This is a genomic window from Chryseobacterium oryzae (assembly GCF_022811665.1).
Lineage (GTDB): Bacteria > Bacteroidota > Bacteroidia > Flavobacteriales > Weeksellaceae > Chryseobacterium > Chryseobacterium oryzae.
The window spans coordinates 606,890-629,449 of the sequence record NZ_CP094529.1 but is presented as its reverse complement, the minus strand read 5'-3'; the positions used below and the strand labels follow the sequence as shown (position 1 = coordinate 629,449).

At 36.6% G+C, this 22,560-nt stretch carries 15 protein-coding genes and 1 pseudogene; 8 read left to right on the top strand and 8 right to left on the bottom strand.

Annotated elements, in window-relative coordinates:
* Window position 1: 1 nt before the first annotated feature.
* From MTP08_RS02950 to MTP08_RS02940, 3 genes are all read right to left on the bottom strand, one after another.
* Window positions 2-3,103: a SusC/RagA family TonB-linked outer membrane protein gene (locus MTP08_RS02950; protein WP_243576981.1), complete on the bottom strand. Its 3,102-nt coding sequence runs from the start codon at window positions 3,101-3,103 to the stop codon at window positions 2-4.
* 12 nt (window positions 3,104-3,115) lie between these two features.
* Window positions 3,116-4,672, bottom strand: coding sequence for a glycoside hydrolase family 32 protein (locus tag MTP08_RS02945; protein WP_243576980.1), 1,557 nt, complete (start codon window positions 4,670-4,672; stop codon window positions 3,116-3,118).
* 399 nt (window positions 4,673-5,071) lie between these two features.
* Complete coding sequence (locus MTP08_RS02940; RefSeq protein ID WP_243576979.1) at window positions 5,072-6,385, bottom strand: sugar porter family MFS transporter; 1,314 nt, start codon at window positions 6,383-6,385, stop codon at window positions 5,072-5,074.
* Window positions 6,386-6,738: 353 nt separating this feature from the next.
* Here MTP08_RS02940 and MTP08_RS02935 point away from each other — a divergent pair, with 353 nt between their 5' ends.
* From MTP08_RS02935 to MTP08_RS02920, 4 genes are all read left to right on the top strand, one after another.
* Complete coding sequence (locus tag MTP08_RS02935; protein ID WP_243576978.1) at window positions 6,739-7,302, top strand: Crp/Fnr family transcriptional regulator; 564 nt, start codon at window positions 6,739-6,741, stop codon at window positions 7,300-7,302.
* Window positions 7,303-7,518: 216 nt separating this feature from the next.
* A complete protein-coding gene (locus tag MTP08_RS02930; protein ID WP_243576977.1) occupies window positions 7,519-8,394 on the top strand; it encodes a DJ-1/PfpI family protein in 876 nt (291 codons plus the stop codon).
* 170 nt (window positions 8,395-8,564) lie between these two features.
* The gene (locus MTP08_RS02925) at window positions 8,565-8,942 is read left to right on the top strand and encodes a helix-turn-helix domain-containing protein (RefSeq protein ID WP_243577715.1); all 378 of its coding nucleotides are present in this window, start codon (window positions 8,565-8,567) and stop codon (window positions 8,940-8,942) included.
* Between the two features lie 87 nt (window positions 8,943-9,029).
* Window positions 9,030-9,785 carry an SDR family oxidoreductase gene (locus tag MTP08_RS02920; protein WP_243576976.1) on the top strand — a complete coding sequence of 252 codons (756 nt, stop codon included), beginning with the start codon at window positions 9,030-9,032 and terminating at the stop codon, window positions 9,783-9,785.
* Between the two features lie 89 nt (window positions 9,786-9,874).
* Here the strand turns inward: MTP08_RS02920 and MTP08_RS02915 are convergent, their stop codons facing one another.
* Genes MTP08_RS02915 through MTP08_RS02905 form a run of 3 tightly spaced genes read right to left on the bottom strand, consistent with a single transcriptional unit; the run spans window position 9,875 to window position 12,653 of the window.
* Window positions 9,875-10,717 carry a hypothetical protein gene (locus tag MTP08_RS02915; RefSeq protein ID WP_243576975.1) on the bottom strand — a complete coding sequence of 281 codons (843 nt, stop codon included), beginning with the start codon at window positions 10,715-10,717 and terminating at the stop codon, window positions 9,875-9,877.
* 2 nt (window positions 10,718-10,719) lie between these two features.
* Window positions 10,720-11,559 carry a hypothetical protein gene (locus MTP08_RS02910; RefSeq protein ID WP_243576974.1) on the bottom strand — a complete coding sequence of 280 codons (840 nt, stop codon included), beginning with the start codon at window positions 11,557-11,559 and terminating at the stop codon, window positions 10,720-10,722.
* Window positions 11,559-12,653 (bottom strand): hypothetical protein, encoded by a 1,095-nt coding sequence (locus MTP08_RS02905; RefSeq protein ID WP_243576973.1) that lies wholly within the window; start codon window positions 12,651-12,653, stop codon window positions 11,559-11,561. The genes MTP08_RS02910 and MTP08_RS02905 overlap by 1 nt, the downstream gene beginning before the upstream one ends.
* A gap of 345 nt (window positions 12,654-12,998) precedes the next feature.
* On the opposite strand from MTP08_RS02905, the pseudogene MTP08_RS02900 reads away from it, so the two are divergent.
* Window positions 12,999-13,953, top strand: a pseudogene (locus MTP08_RS02900) (transposase).
* Window positions 13,954-14,082: 129 nt separating this feature from the next.
* Window positions 14,083-14,967 carry an alpha/beta hydrolase gene (locus MTP08_RS02895; RefSeq protein ID WP_243576972.1) on the top strand — a complete coding sequence of 295 codons (885 nt, stop codon included), beginning with the start codon at window positions 14,083-14,085 and terminating at the stop codon, window positions 14,965-14,967.
* A gap of 15 nt (window positions 14,968-14,982) precedes the next feature.
* Here the strand turns inward: MTP08_RS02895 and MTP08_RS02890 are convergent, their stop codons facing one another.
* Both MTP08_RS02890 and MTP08_RS02885 read right to left on the bottom strand, forming a co-directional pair.
* Window positions 14,983-17,748 (bottom strand): substrate-binding domain-containing protein, encoded by a 2,766-nt coding sequence (locus MTP08_RS02890; RefSeq protein WP_243576971.1) that lies wholly within the window; start codon window positions 17,746-17,748, stop codon window positions 14,983-14,985.
* 104 nt (window positions 17,749-17,852) lie between these two features.
* The gene (locus tag MTP08_RS02885; RefSeq protein ID WP_243576970.1) at window positions 17,853-18,914 is read right to left on the bottom strand and encodes a 3-oxoacyl-ACP synthase III family protein; all 1,062 of its coding nucleotides are present in this window, start codon (window positions 18,912-18,914) and stop codon (window positions 17,853-17,855) included.
* Between the two features lie 416 nt (window positions 18,915-19,330).
* Between MTP08_RS02885 and MTP08_RS02880 the strand changes: the two genes are divergently transcribed.
* Window positions 19,331-21,403, top strand: a complete 2,073-nt coding sequence (locus MTP08_RS02880) for an alpha-ketoacid dehydrogenase subunit alpha/beta (protein WP_243576969.1) — start codon at window positions 19,331-19,333, stop codon at window positions 21,401-21,403.
* Between the two features lie 97 nt (window positions 21,404-21,500).
* A complete protein-coding gene (locus MTP08_RS02875) occupies window positions 21,501-22,532 on the top strand; it encodes a bestrophin family protein (protein WP_243576968.1) in 1,032 nt (343 codons plus the stop codon).
* Window positions 22,533-22,560: the final 28 nt, after the last annotated feature.

Here is a 22,560-nt window from a genome sequence, read left to right as displayed (position 1 = left end):
ATTAAAGGGATAAATTAACTCCAAAATTCACGGTTAAAGGCAATGGATAACCAAATGCCGGCGTTTCCGGATCGATGCCTGTGAAGCTTTTGGACTTGATGGTCAAAAGATTTTGAGCACTGATGTAAATTCTGAAATTGGTAATTTTATATTGTTCCAAAACGTTTTTCGGAATGCTGTAACCGAGCTGTAACACTCTTAATTTCAGGTAACTTCCGTTTTCAACATAATAGGACGAAAATCTGGATTCTGCATTGCTGTCAACCGTCGTCAATGCTGGAATTGTTGAATTTGGATTTTGTGGCGACCACGCATTCAGCAATCGTGTTCCTTTGTTGGAGCCAACGTCATCCACACTCCAGAAATCGGTCTGGTATTTTTTAGCATTGATGACGTCCACATCGCCGATTCCCTGCCAAAAAGTTGATAAATCGAAATTTTTGTACGAAAAATTAATGTTAAAACCATACATAAAACCAGGATTCGGGTTTCCAATCCAAGTTCTGTCTTTATCATCAATCACGCCGTCGTGATTCAAATCAGCGTAACGGATTCTCCCTAAACCTTTACCCGGTTGCGTTGCTGAATTATCAACCTCCGTCTGCGTTCTGAATAAGCCATCTGCCACATAACCGTACATTGAATTGATGGGTCTGCCGAGAATATTATCCGTAGTTCCGTTTCCTCCATAATTATTAATCACCGATTGTGGCAAGGCTGTAATCTGGTTTCTGTTCATCGAAAAATTCGCAGAAATGTCGTAACCAAAGCCACCGGCTGTTTTATCGCCGTAGCCTAAAGCGACTTCAATCCCTTTATTTTCCATCGAAGCACCATTAATCCAACGGTTTCCGCCTTCACCGATTACACCTAAATACGGTGGCAAAACCAAGATATCTTTTGTCGCTTTTTTATAAATATCTACACTTCCCGTTAATTTCTGATTGAAAAATCCGAAATCCAAACCAAGGTTCGTTTGCGTTGTGGTTTCCCATTTCAAATCATCATTTTTGGTCTGCGTTGCAATGAAACCTGATGGTAATAAACCGCTTCCGACGCCTGAAATATCGTAAGCTGTGCCATAAGAAGTTGCCCAGGTTGGGTTTCCGCCTGCATAGTTCGCAATGTAAAGCGAATACACCGCCGAGTTGCTGATTTCCTGATTACCCGTCTGTCCCCAACCTGCTCTCAATCTTAAATCCGAAAAGAATGGGATCAATTTCTCTGCAAAATCTTCTTTATTGATTCTCCAACCCGCAGAAAATGCCGGGAATGTTCCGAAACGGTTGTTTTTCCCAAATCTGGACGAACCGTCATAACGCAAAGTTGCCGAGAACAAATAATGATTGTCATAATCATAAGAGAATTTTCCGAAGTAAGACAATAAGCTGTAATATGTGGAAGTTCCGCCGTTGAAAGCATCGCCAGTTCCTGCATCCGGATACATATAATCTGGATTTTCAATTAAAAAGCCTTCTTTCCTGAGCCAGGTATTGTTATACGTTTCTTTGTACATTTCCGTTCCGCCCAACAAATCGAAGTGGTGATTTCCTGCTTTAGCAGTGTATTGCGCTGTGTTTGTCCAAGTCCACTTTTCAGTGTCGGATTGGTCGATGTTTACAGCGTTTTTATCATTTTTAAGATAGCCTGAAACGTAGCTTCTCTGTAGAGTTCGCTTGTAATAATTCGACATATCTACACCGAAACTTGACTTCAAGGTTAAATTTTTAACCACCTGCAATTCGGCGAAGGCATTTCCGAAAAACCTTTGGTAACGGTAGCCATTATCTTTGTTGTAATTAAGCAAACGAACCGGATTCTGACGGTCGTTCATCCCGCCAACAGGTCCGCCCCAACCGATGCCATCCACGGTATGAACCGGAATAATCGGCAAAGCTCTCAAAGCGGGGTCCAGAACGCCCGGGTCCATCAGTTCGTTGGTTTTATTATAAGTGAAGTTTTCACCGATTTTCAGTTTGCCGTCGAAGAAATTGTAAGAAGTGTTTACACGCGCCGACAATCTTTTGAAATCCGTCAGTTTCACGATACCATTGTTGTCGTAATATCCCATTGAGAAATAGTAAGACCCTTTATCTGAAGCACTTGACGCTGCAACATCCAACGAGTTGGCAACACCGGTTTGAGACACCTCATCATACCAATTTGTGTTGGCAGATTTAATGGTTTTTGCAGCATCCAGATATTCCGGAACATAGCTGTTGTAAAGTGTTGGAACACCATTCTGAACACCCCAATCAAAATTGTAACTCAGGTTATTGTTGTTAGGATTCAATCCATCATTGATATTGGCTTGCCAAAGCACCTGCCCAAATTGTTTTGCATTGAGGACAGAAGTTTTCTTAGCATATTGCGAAAAGGCCGTGTAATAATTAAGGTCGATTCTCATTTTGCCTTTTTTACCCTTTTTGGTGGTAATGATGATAACGCCATTTGCCGCTCTGGAACCGTAAATACTTGCAGAAGAAGCATCTTTCAGCACCTGCATTGTTTCGATATCGGCGGGATTCAGCTCGTGCATTCCGGCTTTGGTTGGTACGCCGTCGATCACATAAAGCGGGTCGGTATTGTTCAAGGTTCCAACCCCACGAATCAGGACTTTTGTATTGCCACCGGAAGGCGAACCGTCTGTACTGATATTTACCCCTGCTACTCTACCCTGCAATGATTTAATCGGGTTGGGCTCAGCTTGCTTATTCAAATCTTTCATATCAACCACCGCCACAGCGCCGGTAATGTCTGATTTTTTCTGTTTGGTATACCCCGTTACGATAACTTCATCAATAGTTTTTACTTTATCGGCAGCCAAAACAATGTTGAGAACCGTTTTCTCATCCACGATAACTTCCTGAGTCGAATAATCCGGATAGGTGAAAATCAGTTTGTTACCTTTCTGCAAATCATTAATTTGAAATGCACCGCTATTATCCGTTGTCGTACTCACGCCTGTTTCTGAAACAGTTACCGTAACACCGCTCAGAGGTTTCTGGTTGGGTGCAACGACTTTTCCTTTTACGATTTCCTGTGCAAAAATGTAGGAAAAAGGAAGAAGGCAAAACGCCACGGCTATTTTATATTTCTTCATATGATATAGTTTTTATTTGATATTAAGTTGATGCGCAATCACGCTTACAGAAGCCCCTTTTGAATCCGTTGACAGATTTAATTCCGAGAATTTTTCGTTCGGGAAGAAAATTTCGGTTAAAACTTTTTCGCCATCGTTAAAGAAAATCTCTATCGACGTTTTGTCCAAAACCACCTTCATTTTTGCATTGCTAAGCGATTGGTCTAAAGGTGCTTTTGTCACCGGCGTTGCATAATGGTTTCCAAAGTTTATTTTGCCAGATTTTGAACGGTCTACAAACAGTTCCTTGCTGTTGTTATCAATCCCGAAAAGCACTTCTTCGCCCAAAGAATTTTTAAGTGAGAAGGTATAGGTTCCGGCCGTCAATTTTTTCAAATCCAAGTCCAAAATTGCTTTGCTAAGGTCGATTTCTGACGATCCCAAAACCTTATTTTCAGCTTTTAGATTGATTTTTTTCTGAATGGCTTTTCCTTCATACGTTTGAAGTTGTTTTACCGGAACATTTTTTAAGATATAAGCCTCTTTTGTTCTTTTCAGGGAGACCTCTCTTGCCACCGTCATACTGCTTCTCCAAGCTTCTGTAGGCACTTCCTGTGCATATTCCCAATTGCTCATCCAGCCGATAATCACCCGTTTTCCGTCGGGAATATTATCAAAAGACACGCTGGCGTAATTGTCTTTTCCCCAATCGAGCCAAGCGGCTTTGTCTTTTTGAAGTTGTTTTGTGAACAAGGCGTCCACCGTGAAAGTTTTTCCGTCAAAATCCCCGACAAAATATTGTCCTGCAGAACCTTTATTTGGTCCTCCCGGGTTGATATTGACAATCAGTACCCATTTTTCTTCTTTGGTGCCTTCCACTTTTATCGGAAACAAATCTGGGCATTCCCAAACGCCACCGTGAGCACCCAAATCTTTCCCGAATTCGGATTGGAAAGTCCAGTCTTTCAGGTTTTTGGAGGCGTAGAAATGCGCTCTGTCCTGTGCTGCCAAAGCCATAATCCACTGTTGTCTTTTGCTGTCCCAAGTGACTTTCGGGTCGCGGAAATCTTTGATTCCCGGGTTTTTCAATACCGGGTTATTACTGAATTTTGTCCAGCTTTTGCTGTTGTCCAAAGTGTAGGCAATCCCCTGAGATTCGACATCGATTTTGCCGTCTTTCTCACGGTTTGGATTGTGGTAGGTGTAGATGGCGACAACCGGCATATTTTTGGCATCACCGAAGCCAGAAGTATTATTTTTATCCACCACGGCACTTCCGGAGAAGATATAACCCAAAGCATCCGGCGCCAAGGCAATCTTCTGCTCTTCCCATTTTACCAAATCTTTGCTCGTGGCGTGTCCCCAATGCATTGGTCCCCACTTATTCCCATCGGGATAATATTGGAAAAACAAATGGTAAACGCCGTCTTTGTAATAAAGTCCGTTTGGGTCGTTCATCCAGCCTTTTTTCGGGCTGAAATGGAAGTTGGGTCGGTAAAGCTGCTCTTCCGAAACTTTGGGCGCCGACTGTGCGTGCAGACCATTGTAAAAGCTGGCAGCGATGATGAATGTGGATATGATTTTTTTCATTACGATTATTTTCTTTATTAATCTTAAGCTTGATGACTTAAGGATTTTGTTTGTTTGGAATTATTTAAGTTTTAATAATTTCTTTCTGAGCTTTTTTAACATTAAGATTTTTAGTTAATTAAGATGGAATAATTAAGAAATCAATTGATTGATTTTTCTTAAGTTATTGAAGCCAAATGGTCTAAATTGGTTTTCGTTGAACCTAATGTTTCTCCTTCTTTTTCTGAAATCTTCTCAATTGGATGAACCAATGTTGAATGGATGACAAAATCTGTTTTATGCCGAATCCCGCAGCCCGGCCTGAGCGGAAATCCTTTTTTTTGCGGAGGAAATAAGCCCTGGCAAAAAAAGATTGGGAGCGGAGGACGGATAAGCTGCCCAAATTTTTATTGTGATTAACTATTCTTTGGTTAAAATTTTACTTAGCTTTTCCAATGAAACGCCTTTGGTTTCCGGCATCATAAAAATGACGAACAACAACTGGAAAACCATTGCGATGGTGAACACTAAAAACACTGTGCCCGCGCCAATTGTGGAGAACAACATCGGAACCAGAGACGGGATAATCGCCGCCAAAACCCAGTGCGTGGAGCTGCCAAAAGCTTGTCCCGATGCGCGAAGCTGATTGGGGAAAATCTCTGAAATAAATACCCAAATCACCGTGCCCTGACCAATGGCGTGCGCCGCGATGAACAGAAATAAAAAGATTGGAATGGCGAGACCTGTCCAATGGAAATAAAACGCCATAGAAACCAATCCCAACGAAATAATATAGCCGATGGAGCCAATAAACATCAGGGTTCTTCTGCCGACTTTATCAATCAGATTAACCCCGACTAAGGTGAAAACCATATTCACGATGCCAATTCCGATACTGCTGAGCAAAGCGGTTTTCTCGCCCAAACCGGCTTCCCCAAAAATCCTTGGTGCATAATATAAAAAGGCGTTAATCCCCGACATTTGGTTAAAAAAGGCGATGAGAAAAGCCAACATCAGCGGAAAACGGTATTTTTTCATAAAAATATTTTCCTTTGGTGCTTCGGCGTGGTCATCTTCCATCTGAGAAATTACCGCATCAATATCCTGGTCCGGCGTGATGATTTTCATCACTTTTTTGGCGTCATCAATTTTGCCTTGTGAAACCAGCCATCTTGGACTTTCCGGAATGGCGGCGACACAAATGGTATAAATAATGGCTGGAATGGCCTGAACACCCAACATCCAACGCCAATCGTTATCGCCAATGCCGCTTAACAAATAATTGGACAAGAACGCCACCAAAATCCCCAAAACTATGTTGAACTGGTACAAAGAAACCAATCTACCACGGTCTTTGGCCGGTGCAATCTCGGAAATGTAAGCCGGCGCCGCAATGGTAGAAGCTCCAACGCCTAAACCGCCCATAAATCTGAAAAAGGCAAATATATAAGGGTCGTGAGAGAAGGCCGTTCCGATAGCTGAAAGCGCATATAAAATACCAATGGCTAACAGGGTTTTCTTTCTTCCGAATTTATTGGTTGGGATGCCGCCAAAGATAGCACCAATCACTGTTCCCCATAATGCCATTCCCATTACAACGGCGCCGTGAAAGGCGTCTGAACTATGCCATAATGCTTGTAATTTTTTATCGGCGCCGGAAATTACCACGACATCAAACCCGAAAAGAAATCCTGCTAAGGCTGCGGTAATAGACCACATCATAATTTTGTTCATCTCAAAGAAATTATTTATTTGTTGATGGCTAATATATCCCGAGATGCGACTGGGCAGGTCTAAATTTGTAACAAAATGTTTCGAGAACGTTAATTGAATGTTAATATTTTACATTTAATTGATTATCAATGTTTTATTTTGAATTGAATTTTATAAAAATGAAGTATTGTTTCGAAAATGTAACCTCATCTTACAATTATGTTACGGGATTTTATAAGTTTTGGAAAGGCTTGAACGATAAACGTTATTAAAAAATTAACCAAAATATGTTCTTTTTTAACCCAAAAGGAAATATGCTGTATCCATCGAAAAATTATGTTGTATATTTCCTTATTCAATGTTTCTAAACCTTAATGGAAAATCTATTAAAAAATCATATCCGTGAACTTGTTGATATAACGACTGAAGAGTTTACGGTTATAAAAACCTACTTTACGCTTCAAAATCACCCTAAAAAACATCTTTTGGTAAAGGAAAATCATCCGGTTAATGAAATGTTTTTTGTGGCAGATGGTTTGTTAAAATGTGGCACGATGGACAACAGCGGGAAAGAACATATTTTGCAATTTGCGACCCAAGATTGGTGGATTACTGATTTCCAGGGATTTTTTCGCCAGGAAAATGCAAGCTTAGATGTGCAATGTCTTCAGGATTGTGTGCTGTTTGCGATTAGCTTCGAGAATTTTGAAAGTCTTTGTAGGGATATTCCTAAAATGGAACATTTTTTCCGGGTCAAATCCAATTTGGGCTATGTGGCTTTGCAACGCCGGATTATGTCCCTGATGTCCGACACTGCCAAGGAACGTTATGAGGCTTTTCTCCGGCAATATCCCAATCTTTTTCAACGAATTTCTAAACAAACCCTTGCCAATTATCTGGGTGTCACCAGAGAAACACTTAGCCGATTGCAGTTTTAATTTCTTTTTTATAAAACATAATCGTGAGCTTTTTCACGATTTTTTGTGATGTAGGTCCTTGTCATTACCTTATTTTAATGTATAATTTTGTAAGGAATTAATTATAAAGAAATCCACACAGATTGATTAAGATGTTTAGGTATCAGCCAAGAGATTGATTTCGATTAAGCTTCATTTAAAATTAAATTCAAAATATTAACTAAAAAATAAATTATTATGTCATTATCAGCACAAGATTTAAGCAAAGCACCCGTTTTTGACGGCATTGGTTATGAACCTTCTTTCTATTCCCGGTCTCAATTTGTTGCTCCGAAAACGAATTACGAGCCACTTGATTACGGCAATATCAATACCGATAAAAAGAAAAAAGTATTGGTAGTCTGCACAGAAGAGAAATATATGGCTATGGCGAATGGGAAAAAATTCTCTACCGGAAATCATCCGGTTGAAACCTTTTTACCGATTCTTCACCTCAATGATGCCGGATACGAAGTGGATTTTTTCACGCTAACAGGAGGATCTGTAAAACTCGAACTTTGGGCATTGCCATTGCAGGATGCAAGCGTTAGCAATATTATTGAAAAGTATTCTGAGCAAATGTCTCAACCCAAAAGTTTAAAAGATTTTGTTGCCGGAAATTTTGCTTCTGATACCGATTACGTTGCGGTTTTCTTACCCGGAGGGCACGGTGCTATGTTGGGCTTACCAGAAAGCGAAGACCTAAAAAAATTGATCAATTGGGTAGTGAAAGAAGATAAATTTATGCTCGCCATCTGCCACGGACCGGCTGCACTTTTGGCTGCAGGCATTGGTGAAACTGCTGAAACTTATCCTTACAATGCGTACAAAATCAATGCGTTTCCGGACAATATCGATGTAACATTGCCAGAAATTGGTTATCAGCCGGGTGAAATGCCTTGGTTTTATGGACAGAAACTTCAAAAATTGGGCGTAGAATTTCTAAACGACAATATTTCCGGTGCTTGTCATACCGACCGAAAATTAATTACTGGCGACAGCCCTTTGGCTGCCAACCTTTTTGGCGAAATGAGTGCAAAAGCCCTTTTGGCAGATGCTAAAGCCAATGGCTAAAACCAGATATCTTCTAAATTATTAAAAAGCATAACCAATTTTCGGTTATGCTTTTTCTTTAAACAATTGTTTGACAACAAATTAAGCCCTTAAATCTCTTTTAAAATAAAATTCATTTCAATACAAGTAAAAAAATAATACTTTTACAGCATCATTAATAATGAAAAATGATGCGTGATTCTAATAATGACTTATTAAAACGAGGCCAGGAAATTACTGAAAATTATTTTCGATTTTTAGATGGGCATATCGAAGATGTGGTTTCCGGTAAAATCGATGAGTTTATGGAAATCAATGCAATTGCAGACGCGCTGTTTATTTCGCACAAGCATCTTACCGATACTTTACAACAGGAAACCGGGCATCATCCTTGCTATTTTTACGATGACAAAATCATTGAAAAAGCTAAAGATCTATTGCTTAACAGCGAGCAATCGGTTTCTGAAATTGCAAAATTATTGACCTACGACCCTTCTAATTTTTCTAAGTTTTTTAAAAAATTCACGGGACAAACGCCGGGGGAATTCCGGAAAATTCAGAAAAAATAAAAGTTCCGAAAAGTTCACCATAAAAAAAATCCAAGTCTTTCGCAATTTTGCCATATCAATTTTAAAAATTTAAAAAATTTAAAAGATATGAGCAGAAACGATTTAAAAGGCAAAGTGGTTTTAATCGCTGGTGGCGCAAAGAATCTTGGTGGATTGTTAAGCCGTGATTTTGCCAAAAAAGGTGCAAAAGTGGTGATTCATTATAACAGCGACACCACCAAATCCGATGCAGAAAAGACATTGGAAGACATTACAAACGCTGGCGGAGAAGCATTTTTATACCAAGCCGATTTGACCGATGTCAAAAACATTAGCAAGCTTTTCGATGCAGCCATCGAAAAATTTGGAGGCGTGGATATTGCCATCAACACGGTAGGAAAAGTGCTAAAAAAACCTTTTGCAGAAACCACAGAAGAAGAATATGACAGCATGAGTGATATCAACTCGAAAGTCGCTTATTTCTTCATCCAGGAGGCAGGAAAAAAACTCAATGATAACGGTAAAATCAACACGATTGTAACGTCATTGCTTGCAGCGTTCACAGGCTACTACTCTACTTATGCCGGTGCAAAAGCCCCTGTTGAACATTTTACAAGAGCCGCATCTAAGGAATTTGGTTCTCGTGGTATTTCCGTAACTGCAGTAGCGCCAGGACCTATGGACACGCCATTTTTCTATGGACAAGAAAGTGATGACGCTGTGGCTTACCACAAACAAGCTTCTGATTTAGGTGGATTAACCGACATCAAAGACATTGCACCGCTTGTGGAATTTCTAGTAACTGATGGTTGGTGGATTACCGGACAAACGATTTTTGCAAACGGTGGTTATACGACAAGATAGCCACTCCACAAAGTATTAGTACAGATGATGAGAAAAAAATTGGCGATTAATTAATTGCCAATTTTTTTGTTTTAAGTATTATAAAATCTTTAGCTCGGCATTTTAGTAATTAACAAAACATAGTTTGTTCTAATTCTCAATGGATTTCTTTTTAAACCATTTATATTGCCAGTGTCATCAAACTCAAACCTTTGCTGCACATTTGTATTACCTGTTGCATTGCTTAAATCTAAGAAGAAGGTACCATTGTAAACTGAGAAGGAGTTGGAGGTTTTGCAATCTCTATTTGTACCAGAAAGAGGTGTAGTACTGTTAGAAGAATTTATCATAAAACTTCTTATGCAGGTCGTAATTTCTTTATTATTTCCAGATAATTCGTAACTAATATTATCATCTCCTGTGTTGGTATTTGATTGGTTGTTAATAGTATCCACACTATATTTTATAACATAAATACCTTTTGGTAAGACTATAGTATCTCCATTCGATAATGACGCTCCGATAATAGAATTTGTACTAACCGTAAAATTGTTGATGACATTATTATAAGTATTTGCTGGAATAAGTGTTGGACTGCCAGACTGAGGACTAGCTCTTGTAATGTTTAATACCATTGATTGTGCTTCGTTACCACTGATTGTAACTTTGTTCCAACTATTATTCGACCAAGTGTAAATACCTCTAGGATAAGATGTTGTGCTACCACCTTTATTAAAAATAATTAGCCCATCTACAGGATTTACAATTGGAGTAGTTGTACTGGTAAGGCTCTGTAAATCATATGATGGTATTATGATACCTTTATCAGAATAATTTACATCTAGCATTGATGATGGTTCTAAGGGTGCCGTATTACTTGTATTTTTTACTTGTACTTGTGAATAAACCGAGCAAAATTTTAAAAATAAAATTATTATTAATGTTTTTTTCATAATTACTGTACTAAAATTCCTCTTTGTATATCAATTTTAATATTTTCTACAATTACACTGCCGTCTGGCGTACCGGTAGAACTTTTCTGATAGGTTCCCCCATCATAGTGTGTAATTGCTGGTATAAGTTTTATCTCTGATTTTGTTGAAAAAGCAAAACTAGCATTTATTAAATGATTCCCAACAAAGGTATTTGTACTGTTATCTAGGGTACTAGATGTTGCATTGATACTTATTGTATCTCCATACTGAGTATTTGTACTAGGATCTATTAGTTTTATTTGATACAAATGGACTTGAATAGGAAAATTCTTGATTCCAGATGTTTTTGTTTCTTTTGTGTTTCTAATATTAATACATAAATTAAGCACATAACCACTGTTGGCAGGTAAAGTTATTGCTCCCTCTGAGGTATAACTTGCACCAATATCATTTTTAAGAACATTCATATTAAACCCAGAAGTGAAATTTTGATAAGTCCCATTATCGAGACCTCCCAATATAGATACATCACCTTTTTTCTGTAATAACATAAAACCAACTAAACCTGCTGAATCGGAAACTAAGTTCCATTGTGCATCGTACCATATATATATTCCGGATGTTAGCATGGATCCAATGTTAAAGACAATAAGTCCAGTGGCTGGATTGTTTATAGGTTTGGTACTATCGGTAATGTCACTAATATCTACTCTTGGTAATAATAACCCTTTATTGGTTGAGCTAGAAACTTCTAATCCAGCAGATGGCTTTACACTTGTTGTACCAATACCTAATTGCGCCAAAAACAAATTACTTGTTGCTAAAAAAATTAGGAAAAGAAATGATTTATTTTTTTTCATTATTTTATCTTTGATATCTTTATATATGAACCAATGTCTTTTATGATTGCTGTGGTATTATAGGTGCTGTCCTGCATCCTTCCAATGAACATTCTTAAACAATACATCTGCCTTGGATTACTCGTTGTAGGTACATGTACAAAATACATCCAGGGCACAAAATGATTTGTATTTAGTTTCGAGGTTACAACATTCTCTTTTCGGTTAAAGTCACTTCCAAATGATGTTATTGTTTTTGTACTATTATTATAATTGTCATTATATAAATCTATAAAATATCCCATTATGTAATAATTACTATCTGTAGAACTTGGTGGCGGTGTTGTTAAATTAAAATTAATCTCTACAACATAATCACCTTGAGGTAGTATTATACCATATTGATTGTTGTTATAAGTATAGATATCTAAACCAGCTATGTTAGATACGGGTGCAATCTTTGGTTTATTTTGCAGGGCGACATTTGTATATCCAGCCCCTGCATTCGTCAAGACACTTGTATCTCCTGTTACATCCAAGTATGCTATTCTTGGCGTATTTACAGATTTCAATCCGCTGACCCAACTATTTTTAATACTATCAAAATAATAGATACTTTTCTCATTGCTATTCGTAGGGCTTCCAATATTGTATGCTAAGAGTCCATCTGCAGGGTTGTTTACAGGACTTGTAAAATTAGAAAGAGATGCGATATTTAATCTTGGTATCAATAACCCTTTATTATTGTTACCAAATACAACAGTTGGCGCAGAGGTATAACCGGAACCTCCGTTTGTAATACTGTAGTTTGTAACCTTGCCACCACTTACTGTTACTGTAGCTGTGGCTCTTGTACCGCCATTAAGAACAGCTCCACCCCCTACAAAAGAAATGCTAGGTGTAAAAGTATAACCTTCTCCAGGATTTGTTATAGTAATACCTGTAACAGCACCATTAGAGATAGTTGCAGTGGCGGTGGCTTTTGTTCCTACGAAGCTTTCTAAATCTAAGATTGCACTTGCTTCAGGAGTTTGTGTATTTATTCCTACACTTTGCCCTCTGTATATTGTAATTGTAACAAAGAATATAGAAAATAAAAAAAAATTTCTGAACATTATTTTTTTTGCAAAATTAAAAAAAAATAATTATGATTAGAATATCTTTTAGTATATAAAATATTGTTTTAAAAATTTACATTTTATCTCAATATAATTTTGCATGGTTTATTTTGGCAGTAGCTAAAGATTCTTAGTTAAAATTTTTACACTAAAGTTTTGCATTTTATCTTGTATTAGTAAGAAAATCACTTATTTGTCATCATTACAAGGAAAAAAGGTTTGTCTATTTCAATTGGATTATAATATTTTAACCCATTGTGCATTTAGAAATTAAAAAATAAAAAAGATTGTCCATTTGAATAAAAAACCGTATATTTAATTGACTGCTAATCGATTATATATATGAACAATCTTTTTCAAAACTACGAAAATATTTTAAAAGAAACCTAGCGAAGTGGTTCGGTGTAGCCAATTGACAACAACCTGCAAACATATTGCGACGACTAAACAGATCGGGCTTCCAAAAATGTCTGATTTGGAACTTGTCGCACTCAATATTACTGCTGAATATATGTCTATTAATTCTGAATTACAGTTATTTAGATATATTTCCGGAACTAATTTGGACGGAAAAATTGAAAGAAGCGTCTATACAAAAGGAGAAGGAAGCTTTTTCCATACATTGAAAAAATTAGAGAAACTTTGAGCAGCAAGTTTTCTGATTTTACAGATGTCTTCATTGTGGATTCAACACCCATTGAAATCTGTAAAATAAGCAGAGCAAATCGTTCCGCAATCTGCTCCATGCAAGAAATAAAACCCGCATTTGGATATTGTGCTGCACAGAAGTCAAGATATTTTGGCTACAAACTTCATGCAGTTTGCAAGAAAAACGGAATCTTTACTCATTTATTTTTCATTTTTTAAAGGTATTCGTGATGTGCTTCGCAATTCACTCTTTCGATTTTTCGCCTGCTCATCTTCATGATGTGAATTATCTTCATGACATTAAAGAAAATTTTAAAAATTGCCTGTTAATTGGAGATAGAGGATACATCAGCAAAGAACTTCAGGTAGATTTATTCAACTATTCCAAGATTAATCTTTCGGTTGCAATGCGTAAAATCAACATAATTTTGTGGAGTTTTCAAAAGCGAAATCAAAAATCAGAAAGCGGATTGAAACGAATATATCGCAACTGTGCGGACAGTTCACAATAAACATCAACTTTGCAAAAACCTTTCAGGGTTTGGCAACAAGAATAGTATCAAAAATAACTTCTTTTACGATGATTCAATACCTGAATTTTTTCGTGTGCAAAATAAGTTTGAACAAATTAAAAATTAATCTGTGCTAAATGCACAACAGGTTAATTGATAATATAAGCACCAAAAATGCAATACTTTGAAAATCAATTAAATTAAAATTTAAACTTGATGGAAAATTACTAATTTTAAAAAATCAATTAAATCATAAAATATATCTTATGAAAACATCATTTTCCATTTTGCTTATATTCTTATTTACGTACTTTTTCGCACAAGAGGATCAAAAAATTGCGGCAATGGTTAGAAAATCCATAGCTGATGAAATCACATCGTTTCATATTGCACCAACGCCAGTTGCCAAAACGGAGGACAAGGTGGTGATGGATGGTAGTGATTCCATAAAAATAAGGCTTTATTATCCAGAAATCACTAATAAAAAACTTCCTCTTATATTCCAAATTCACGGCGGCGCATTGGTTGGTGGTGATCTCAACACGCACGATAACATTTCCCGTTATCTGTCTGCAAAAACAAAAAGCATTGTTGTGGCTATCGACTATAAAAGACCTCCGGAATATCCTTATCCTACAGGTCTTAATGAATGTGATGCTGTTTTATCCTGGATTCTAAAAACCGCTTCCCAGTGGAATGGTGATGCCAAACATCTGACATTATTAGGCGATAGTGGCGGTGCACTTTTAGCTACTTCTCTACTTGTAAAAGAACAGGGTAAGAAAAAGATTAGCAATGTGGTTTTGGTTAATCCTCCTGTGGATCTCAGAGATATTAAAGATTTTTATTATAATATTGTTGCAAAAATGTATCTCAAAGGAAAATCGCCTGATGATCCTATCATTTCGCCAATTCTTGCAAAAGATATTTCGTTTTCGCCGTCAACACTTGTTATCACTTGCGAAAAAGATATGCTAAAACCACAAGGCATTGCGTGGTATGAGAAACTGAAAAAAGCCAATGTGGAAGCCAAATTAGTTGATGTTCCTAACGAAGATCATTTGGGCGGTCTATGGTCGGCTGCGCACCCAAAAGCACAAGTCGCTATGGATGCTGTTGTTGATTTTATCAAGAGTGAATCAAAGAAATAAAAAAGTTATCTGTAATTAATCTTCTCCAGCAGATTTTCTAAACACATTAGGTGAAACGCCAAATTTATTTTTGAACACCGTAGAAAAATAATTGGGCGAGGAAAAACCAGTTTTATAAGCAATTTCAGAAATCGTCAGTTCGGGGTTTTGAAGCATTGATTTAGCCTGTTCCAACCTGATATTATTGATATAATCGCTGACATTAACATCAAACATCGCTTTAATTTTCCGGTACAATTGAATTCTGGAAATATTCAGTAAATCTGCGAGATTTTCCACTGAAAAATCAGGGTTATCAATATTAGATTTGATAATTTGGTTTAGCTTATTGACAAAAGTTTGCTCGATACTTCCAAACGACTTGCTATCCACAATTTTGCCGATATTGTTGGTATAATAATAACGCAGTTTTTCCCGATTATACAGTAATGCACGCAGCGACTGAATCAAGATTGGATAATTGAATGGCTTGGTTAAATATAAATCTACTCCAGATTTCAGACCTTGCAGATAAGATTCTTTATTATCCAAAGCCGTGAGCAGAATAATTGGAATGTGCGATGTCCGAAGGTCATTTTTAAGAATTTCGCAGATTTCAAAACCATTCTTGTCAGGAAGATTGACATCGCAAATAATAATATCCGGAATCTCGCTCAAAGCTTTGTCAATCGCATCGGTGCCGTCCGAAGTCATCACATCGAACTCGGCAGTTAATTTATTATTCAAAAAGAACGACAAATCGGTATTATCTTCCACCAAAAGAAGAGAGTAACGCTCATTATCGTTAGGTGCAGAATGGATAAATCCTTCGTCATCAAAATCGTGATTGACTGCATTTTTAGCCAAAGTTTCAGCATTTGTAACACTCGCCTCTTTTACCATTTGGTCTTCGTTAAAATGTTTGTTTCCTTTATAAAGGCTGATAACAAATTCGGTACCTTGGAACGAACTGACTTCAATTTTCCCCAAATGCAATTCGATGAACTGGCGGCTAAGATGCAAACCAATTCCAGAACTGTTTTTTCTATTATTAGAGCCTTTAAAATAGGCTTCGAATACGTTGGAAATTTCTTTTTCAGGAATACCAATCCCATTATCTTTGAAACTGATTGCAACCTGATTCCCTTTGTCCTGAATATTAATTTCAATTTTACCGTTGTCTGGCGTGAATTTGAAGGCGTTTGATAATAAGTTGAAATACACTTTATCCATCAAATTCCGGTCGATATACAACTCAATATTTTTGTTGGATGAAGAGATTTCAAACTTAATATTTCGTTTTTTGGCTTCGTTTTCGAAATCCCGAAAAATTCCGTAGGTAAAATCGTAAATATTGGTTTTAGAAACTCGAAGATTAAAGGTTTTATTTTCTATCTTCCTAAAATCCAATAGATTATCAACCAATCGCAATAATCTATTAGAGTTCTTACTGATTAATTCTAACTCGTAAGCCGGTTTTGTACCTTTGCTTTTAAAAGTATCTTTAAGGGATTCTAATGAGCTCAAAATAAGCGTTATAGGCGTTTTAAATTCGTGAGAAAGCCCGGTGAAGAAATTAACTCTTGCTTCGTTGCTTTCTTTAAGTTCATCGGCAATCATCTCAATTTGGTTTCTTTGGATGGTTACTCTTTCGTTGGTTAGTGTTAACTGCTTATTTTTGATTTTAATAGCATAAATGAGGTAAATCGCATAAGCAATAAGGCAAAACATTAAAATGAGTAATACAACCGACCAGCGGAAGAGCTCTTTTTGGGAAGAATACAATTTTGTCTGCTGTTTCACTGCATTCACCTGATTTTCGATAACGCCCTGCTGCTCAATAATTTTATCAAACTGGTTCCGCATAATCTCAGCATTCAGCCTGTCGATAATGGTTGTACTGAGCTTAATTCTCTTTGGTAAAGTCTCGCCGTTATGAATTTTAATGGCACTTTCTATGGCTTCTGTTCCGCCAGTTGGATACAATAAAGTAGCATTCAGTTTTCCGTCTAAAACCAACTGAATTCCGCCATCCTTGGTATTTAGACCATCTACACCGATAAATTTAATTTGATTTTCAGTTCCTGCATTTCTGGCAACTTGCCAAGCTTTGGAAGCCAACTCGTCATTAAATGAAAAAACATAAAGATTTTGATTTCCCAGAGAATCCAGCGTTTTCCTGAATGCCTCGACAGGAAGACCTCGAAAAGTTTTTATCAGTTCAACATTGGGATTGTTTTTCAGAGTTTGTTCAAAACCCAAACTTCTTTCTGTAGTGGGCGAAGAATTGTCGTCACCTCTTATTTCGAGGACTTTTTTGAGAGTTTTGGAGTCGGAAAGAATATATTGTGCTGCTTCTTTCCCAATTTCCACATTATCTGCACCAATATATGTAACATATTTATCAGAATTTATTTTGCGATCCAACAAAATCACTGGGATTTTCTTGGCGTAAGCTTTTTCCACTACCGGAACCAAAGCATTCGGATCCAATGGTGAAATGATAATAATATCCAGATTGTCATCAATCATTTTCTGGATATCGTTAATCTGCTTTTTTATAGAACCGTCTGCTTTACTGATTGTTAAATTTACATCAGAATGGAGCGAAGCCTGAATCTCCATGGCGTGATTCATAGCCTGACGCCACGGATGGTTTCCCAAACCTTGTGCAAAACCGATATTTATTTGTGAAGACGAATGTTGAGAATCTTTACAAGCTGACAATATCAGAAGTAAAAGCACAACATATTTGTAAAATTGTAATTTTTTTATCGAATTCAAAGCTTTTAAAATCAACATACATTACAATATTAATAAAGATGTTTTATATCCGCAATTTTTGAGAAAATAATTAAATCTAATGATTCAAAATATTTGCTAAATAAGTAAAAATGAAAACAAAATTAAAATTTGTAGACAAAAGCATTAATATTCATCCCTGCCCCAACTGAAGCAAATAAAACTATATCTCCTTTTTTGATGTCATGATCGTCTAATTCGCCTTTCAAAATCATGGTAAGCAACGATGGAATTGTAGCAACACTACTGTTACCAAGCTTTTGGATAACCATTGGCATTATATCATCAGGCATTGCAACATCATACAACTGATAAAACCTTTTTACAATGGCTTCATCCATCTTTTCGTTTGCCTGATGAATTATTATTTTTGAAAGCTCATTTATAGAATATTTGCTGTCATCCAGACATTTTTTCATTGCATCAGGTACGTACTGTAAGGCAAATTCATAAATTTTCCGCCCATTCATTTTAATGTACTTTGTATTTTCGCAACCTTCATTATTGTACGATTTTCCGAAAAATAAAAAATCTTTTTCGTCCAACGTATGAGAAGCAGAAAGATGCGACTGTACTCCCGAGTCATCCTGGTTATTCATTTCCAACACAACGGCACCTGCTCCATCTGCATAAATCATACTGTCTCTGTCGTGAATATCAACAACACGGGACAATGTTTCTGCTCCGATAACCAAACACCGTTTTGCAATCCCTGATTTTATAAATGCATTGGCTTGAATGATACCTTCGATCCAACCAGGACATCCAAAAATTAAATCGTATGCTACACAAAGATTATTTTTAATTTTTAGGGAATGTTTTACTCTCGATGCAAGACTAGGAACCATATCCGATTGCACAGTACCAAATTGTACGTCCCCAAAATTATGTGCAAAAATAATATAATCTAAGGTTTCGGGATCTATTCCTGAATCTTCTATGGCAGCCTGAGCAGCAATTAAACCAAGATCTGAAGTTACCTGATTACTTTCTGCATATCTTCTTTCTTCAATTCCTGTAATTTTTTTAAGTTTTTCACTAATCGAAAAATTGTCGTCTTTTAAGAGAATACCATTTTCGTCCAGAAAAATATGTTGATTAAAAAATAAATGAGTTATAGTTTCTTCGGGGATGCAATTTCCCACACCTATAATCTTACCTGTCATCTGAAATAGTTTTTTTGTTTTTTTAAATTATCATTCATGCTTAAACAAGAAGGAATTTTTTTAAAATAATTATTACAATTCACATCAATTTTATGAGATATTGATATCTCTTGATTTTAGAATTTAGCTAATCTTGTATTCCTACACATGATTTTCTGTTATCATTCCACCAAGCTTCCACCTCATCATTTTCACATTCTTTAAAGCCAGTTTCCTTTAAAACACTATACAAATCTACATTAAAAATTTATTTTCATTGTTAAATATAATTTATTGATTATCAAAAATTTATTTATAAATTATTTTATCGGTACATTTCGCAGGATAAAAACAGTAATAAATTCTTAAAATCATAGATTTAAAGAGAAATACTAACACTTGTTCGTATTTTATTTTTTTGTATATCTTTGCTTACTATGGAAAATACACTTCACGAAAAAGTTTCTCAGGATATTTTACTAAAAGCTTATCACCACATGATGCTCGCCAAAGCAATGGCAGATATTTATGAGGAAAACAGAAGCATTTGTAAATACGTGCACAGTACATCCAGAGGTCACGAAGCCATTCAGTTGGCTACCGCTTATCAGCTAAAAAAAGAAGATTGGGTTTCTCCTTATTACAGAGACGAAAGTATTCTTTTAGGAATTGGTTTTGAACCTTATCAACTGATGCTTCAGCTGTTGGCAAAAGCCGACGATCCTTTTTCGGGAGGCAGGTCTTATTATTCTCATCCTTCCAGCAGAGAAGAAGACAAACCCAAAATAATTCATCAGAGTTCCGCAACAGGAATGCAGACTATTCCAACTGCCGGTGTTGCACAGGGAATAAAATATATTCAGGATTTTAATTTGCGGCAGTTCGAAAACAATCCTGTAGTAGTCTGCAGTCTTGGCGATAATTCTGTTACAGAAGGTGAAGTGAGTGAAGCACTTCAGTTTTCTGCGTTACACCAACTTCCTATTATTTTTCTTGTACAGGATAATGAGTGGGGAATTTCTGTAACCAAAGAAGAAGCCAGAACGTGTGATGCTTACGACTTTGTTGCCGGTTTTGAAGGACTTGGCAGAATGCGAGTAGACGGAACCGATTTTGTTGAAAGTTTCGAAGTAATGAAAAACGCTTTCGATTTTGTGAGAACAGAACGAAAGCCTTTAGTTGTTTGTGCTAAGACTGTTTTAATAGGCCATCATACTTCCGGCGTAAGACGAGAATTTTACCGGGACGATGAAGATTTGGTAAAACACAGAGCAAAAGATCCGGGAGAAATTTTAAGAAATTATCTTCTTGAAAATGGAACGGACGAAGATCTTTTAAAGCAAATGACCAAAAAGGCCCGTCTTGAAGCAGAAGAAGCTTTCGAAAAAGCTCAAAATGCTAAAGATCCGGAGCCACAAACAGTAATGAATCATATTTTTGCTCCAACTCCCATTACAGAAGAAGTTGGAACACGCGAACCTGAAGGTGGTGAAAAAATTGTGATGGTAGATGCTGCCATTCATGCCATTCAGGAATTGATGTGGAAACATCCTGAAGCATTGCTCTATGGACAGGACGTAGGTGAAAGAATTGGTGGGGTTTTCCGTGAAACAGTTACTTTAGGGAAAAAATTTGGCAGTAAAAGAGTTTTCAATACCGCAATTCAGGAGGCTTATATTATTGGCTCTACCACGGGAATGAGTGCAGTTGGTTTAAAACCTATTGTTGAAGTTCAGTTTGCCGATTATATTTACCCTGGAATCAATCAGTTGATTACAGAGATTTCCAAATCATGCTATTTAAGTCAAGGTAAATTTCCTGTAAGCAATATCATTAGAGTTCCGATAGGAGCTTACGGAGGTGGCGGACCTTATCACAGCGGAAGTGTAGAAAGCATATTAGCCAACATTAAAGGAATTAAAATAGCTTATCCGAGTAATGCAGCCGATTTTAAAGGTTTACTGAAAGCAGCCTATTACGATCCCAATCCGGTGGTTATGCTCGAACATAAAGGTTTGTACTGGAGCAAAGTTCCGGGAACAGAAGATGCGAAAACCGTAGAACCTGCCGAAGATTATATTTTACCTTTCGGAAAGGGAAAAGTAATAATTGAAGCTGATAAAACTGAAACCGAAAAAGGCAGAACATTATTGGTAGTTACCTATGGAATGGGTAATTACTGGGCAAAAGAAGCTGCTAAAAAATTCAACGGAAGAATTGAAGTCATTGACTTAAGAACATTAATTCCTTTGGATGAAGAATTGGTTTTCGAAAGAGTAAAAGCTCACGGAAAATGTATTGTTTTAACAGAAGAACAACTCAACAACTCTTTTGCAGAAGCATTCGCACACAGAATTTCCAAAAACTGCTTTAAATATCTCGATGCTCCTGTGGAAACAATGGGATCTTTAGATACTCCTGCTGTTCCTATTAACTTGGTTTTAGAGAAAGAAATGCTGCCTAATGCCGAGAAATTAGCAGTGAAAATTGAAGAAATGCTCAATTTTTAATTGACATTAATAATTAAATATTAACAAACCTCTAGCTTTAGAGGTTTTTTTGTACACTTTTTGTTACTTTGAATAGATTTTTATAAGATTAAAAACTATGATTACTACAAAATACGTTAATTACAGACAGGTACTCAATTTATCTGGTTTTCATGTAATTTTAATATCTATTTGGTGTACTTTAATTGCTGTTTTATTCCATTTTTTCAATTGGGAATGGATGATTATTCCTTGGGTTCCTGTAGCGTTAATTGGTACTGCAGAAGCTTTTCTTGTAGGTTTTAAAAATAACCAGGCGTACGACAGACTTTGGGAAGCAAGAAAAATATGGGGCGGAATCGTTAATTCAAGCAGATCTTTCGCTGCAATGGTATATGCTTTTGATACTCAACACGAAAAAATGGGTTCATTTGAATTAGAAGATCGCAGAAAAAGACTTGTGAACCGGCATATTGCCTGGCTTTATGCTTTTAGAGAACAAATTTTAGTTCCTACAGACTGGGAACATATCAAATCGGATCAGCAACACACCCAAAAAATTAACAGACGAAGAAACAGACTGATAAAAGCGGGATTTCCAGACTATGGCAGAACTCCCATTTTCCTTAATAAATATCTTACCGAAGAAGAGGTTGAATTACAATCTCATTACAAAAATTTTGCTACATATCTTATAGCACAACAGTCTAAAGATGTTAATGAACTTAAAAACGAGAATGCTATTTCAGATTTTAACCAAATGCAACTTCAAGATTGTTTAAATGAATTTTACACCCTTCAAGGTCAGGCAGAAAGAATAAAAAAGTTCCCTTTACCAAGACAATTTGCAAGTACAGCGTTTGTTTTTAATGTTTTATTTATTATGCTACTTCCTTTAGGATTGGTGAATGAATTTTCTAAATTGGGAGATTATGGAATATGGATGTCTATCCCTTTCTGCATTATTATAGGATGGATTTACATCATTATGGAACTCGTAGGAGATTATTCTGAAAACCCTTTTGAAGGTCTTATGTTCGATATTCCTATGCTTTCCATTTGCAGAAACATCGAGATAGATCTCTTGCAGATAATGGGAGAAACAGAACTTCCTGATCCTATCTCGTCCAAAAACGGGGTATTGGTTTAAGCATGTAATTCATAAAAAATCCCAAACC

Coding starts and splice junctions, on each gene's coding strand:
- MTP08_RS02950 (WP_243576981.1), bottom strand. CDS start 3,103: ATGAAGAAATATAAAATAGCCGTGGCGTTTTGCCTTCTTCCTTTTTCC.
- MTP08_RS02945 (WP_243576980.1), bottom strand. CDS start 4,672: ATGAAAAAAATCATATCCACATTCATCATCGCTGCCAGCTTTTACAAT.
- MTP08_RS02940 (WP_243576979.1), bottom strand. CDS start 6,385: ATGAACAAAATTATGATGTGGTCTATTACCGCAGCCTTAGCAGGATTT.
- MTP08_RS02935 (WP_243576978.1), top strand. CDS start 6,739: ATGGAAAATCTATTAAAAAATCATATCCGTGAACTTGTTGATATAACG.
- MTP08_RS02930 (WP_243576977.1), top strand. CDS start 7,519: ATGTCATTATCAGCACAAGATTTAAGCAAAGCACCCGTTTTTGACGGC.
- MTP08_RS02925 (WP_243577715.1), top strand. CDS start 8,565: ATGCGTGATTCTAATAATGACTTATTAAAACGAGGCCAGGAAATTACT.
- MTP08_RS02920 (WP_243576976.1), top strand. CDS start 9,030: ATGAGCAGAAACGATTTAAAAGGCAAAGTGGTTTTAATCGCTGGTGGC.
- MTP08_RS02915 (WP_243576975.1), bottom strand. CDS start 10,717: ATGAAAAAAACATTAATAATAATTTTATTTTTAAAATTTTGCTCGGTT.
- MTP08_RS02910 (WP_243576974.1), bottom strand. CDS start 11,559: ATGAAAAAAAATAAATCATTTCTTTTCCTAATTTTTTTAGCAACAAGT.
- MTP08_RS02905 (WP_243576973.1), bottom strand. CDS start 12,653: ATGTTCAGAAATTTTTTTTTATTTTCTATATTCTTTGTTACAATTACA.
- MTP08_RS02895 (WP_243576972.1), top strand. CDS start 14,083: ATGAAAACATCATTTTCCATTTTGCTTATATTCTTATTTACGTACTTT.
- MTP08_RS02890 (WP_243576971.1), bottom strand. CDS start 17,748: ATGTTGATTTTAAAAGCTTTGAATTCGATAAAAAAATTACAATTTTAC.
- MTP08_RS02885 (WP_243576970.1), bottom strand. CDS start 18,914: ATGACAGGTAAGATTATAGGTGTGGGAAATTGCATCCCCGAAGAAACT.
- MTP08_RS02880 (WP_243576969.1), top strand. CDS start 19,331: ATGGAAAATACACTTCACGAAAAAGTTTCTCAGGATATTTTACTAAAA.
- MTP08_RS02875 (WP_243576968.1), top strand. CDS start 21,501: ATGATTACTACAAAATACGTTAATTACAGACAGGTACTCAATTTATCT.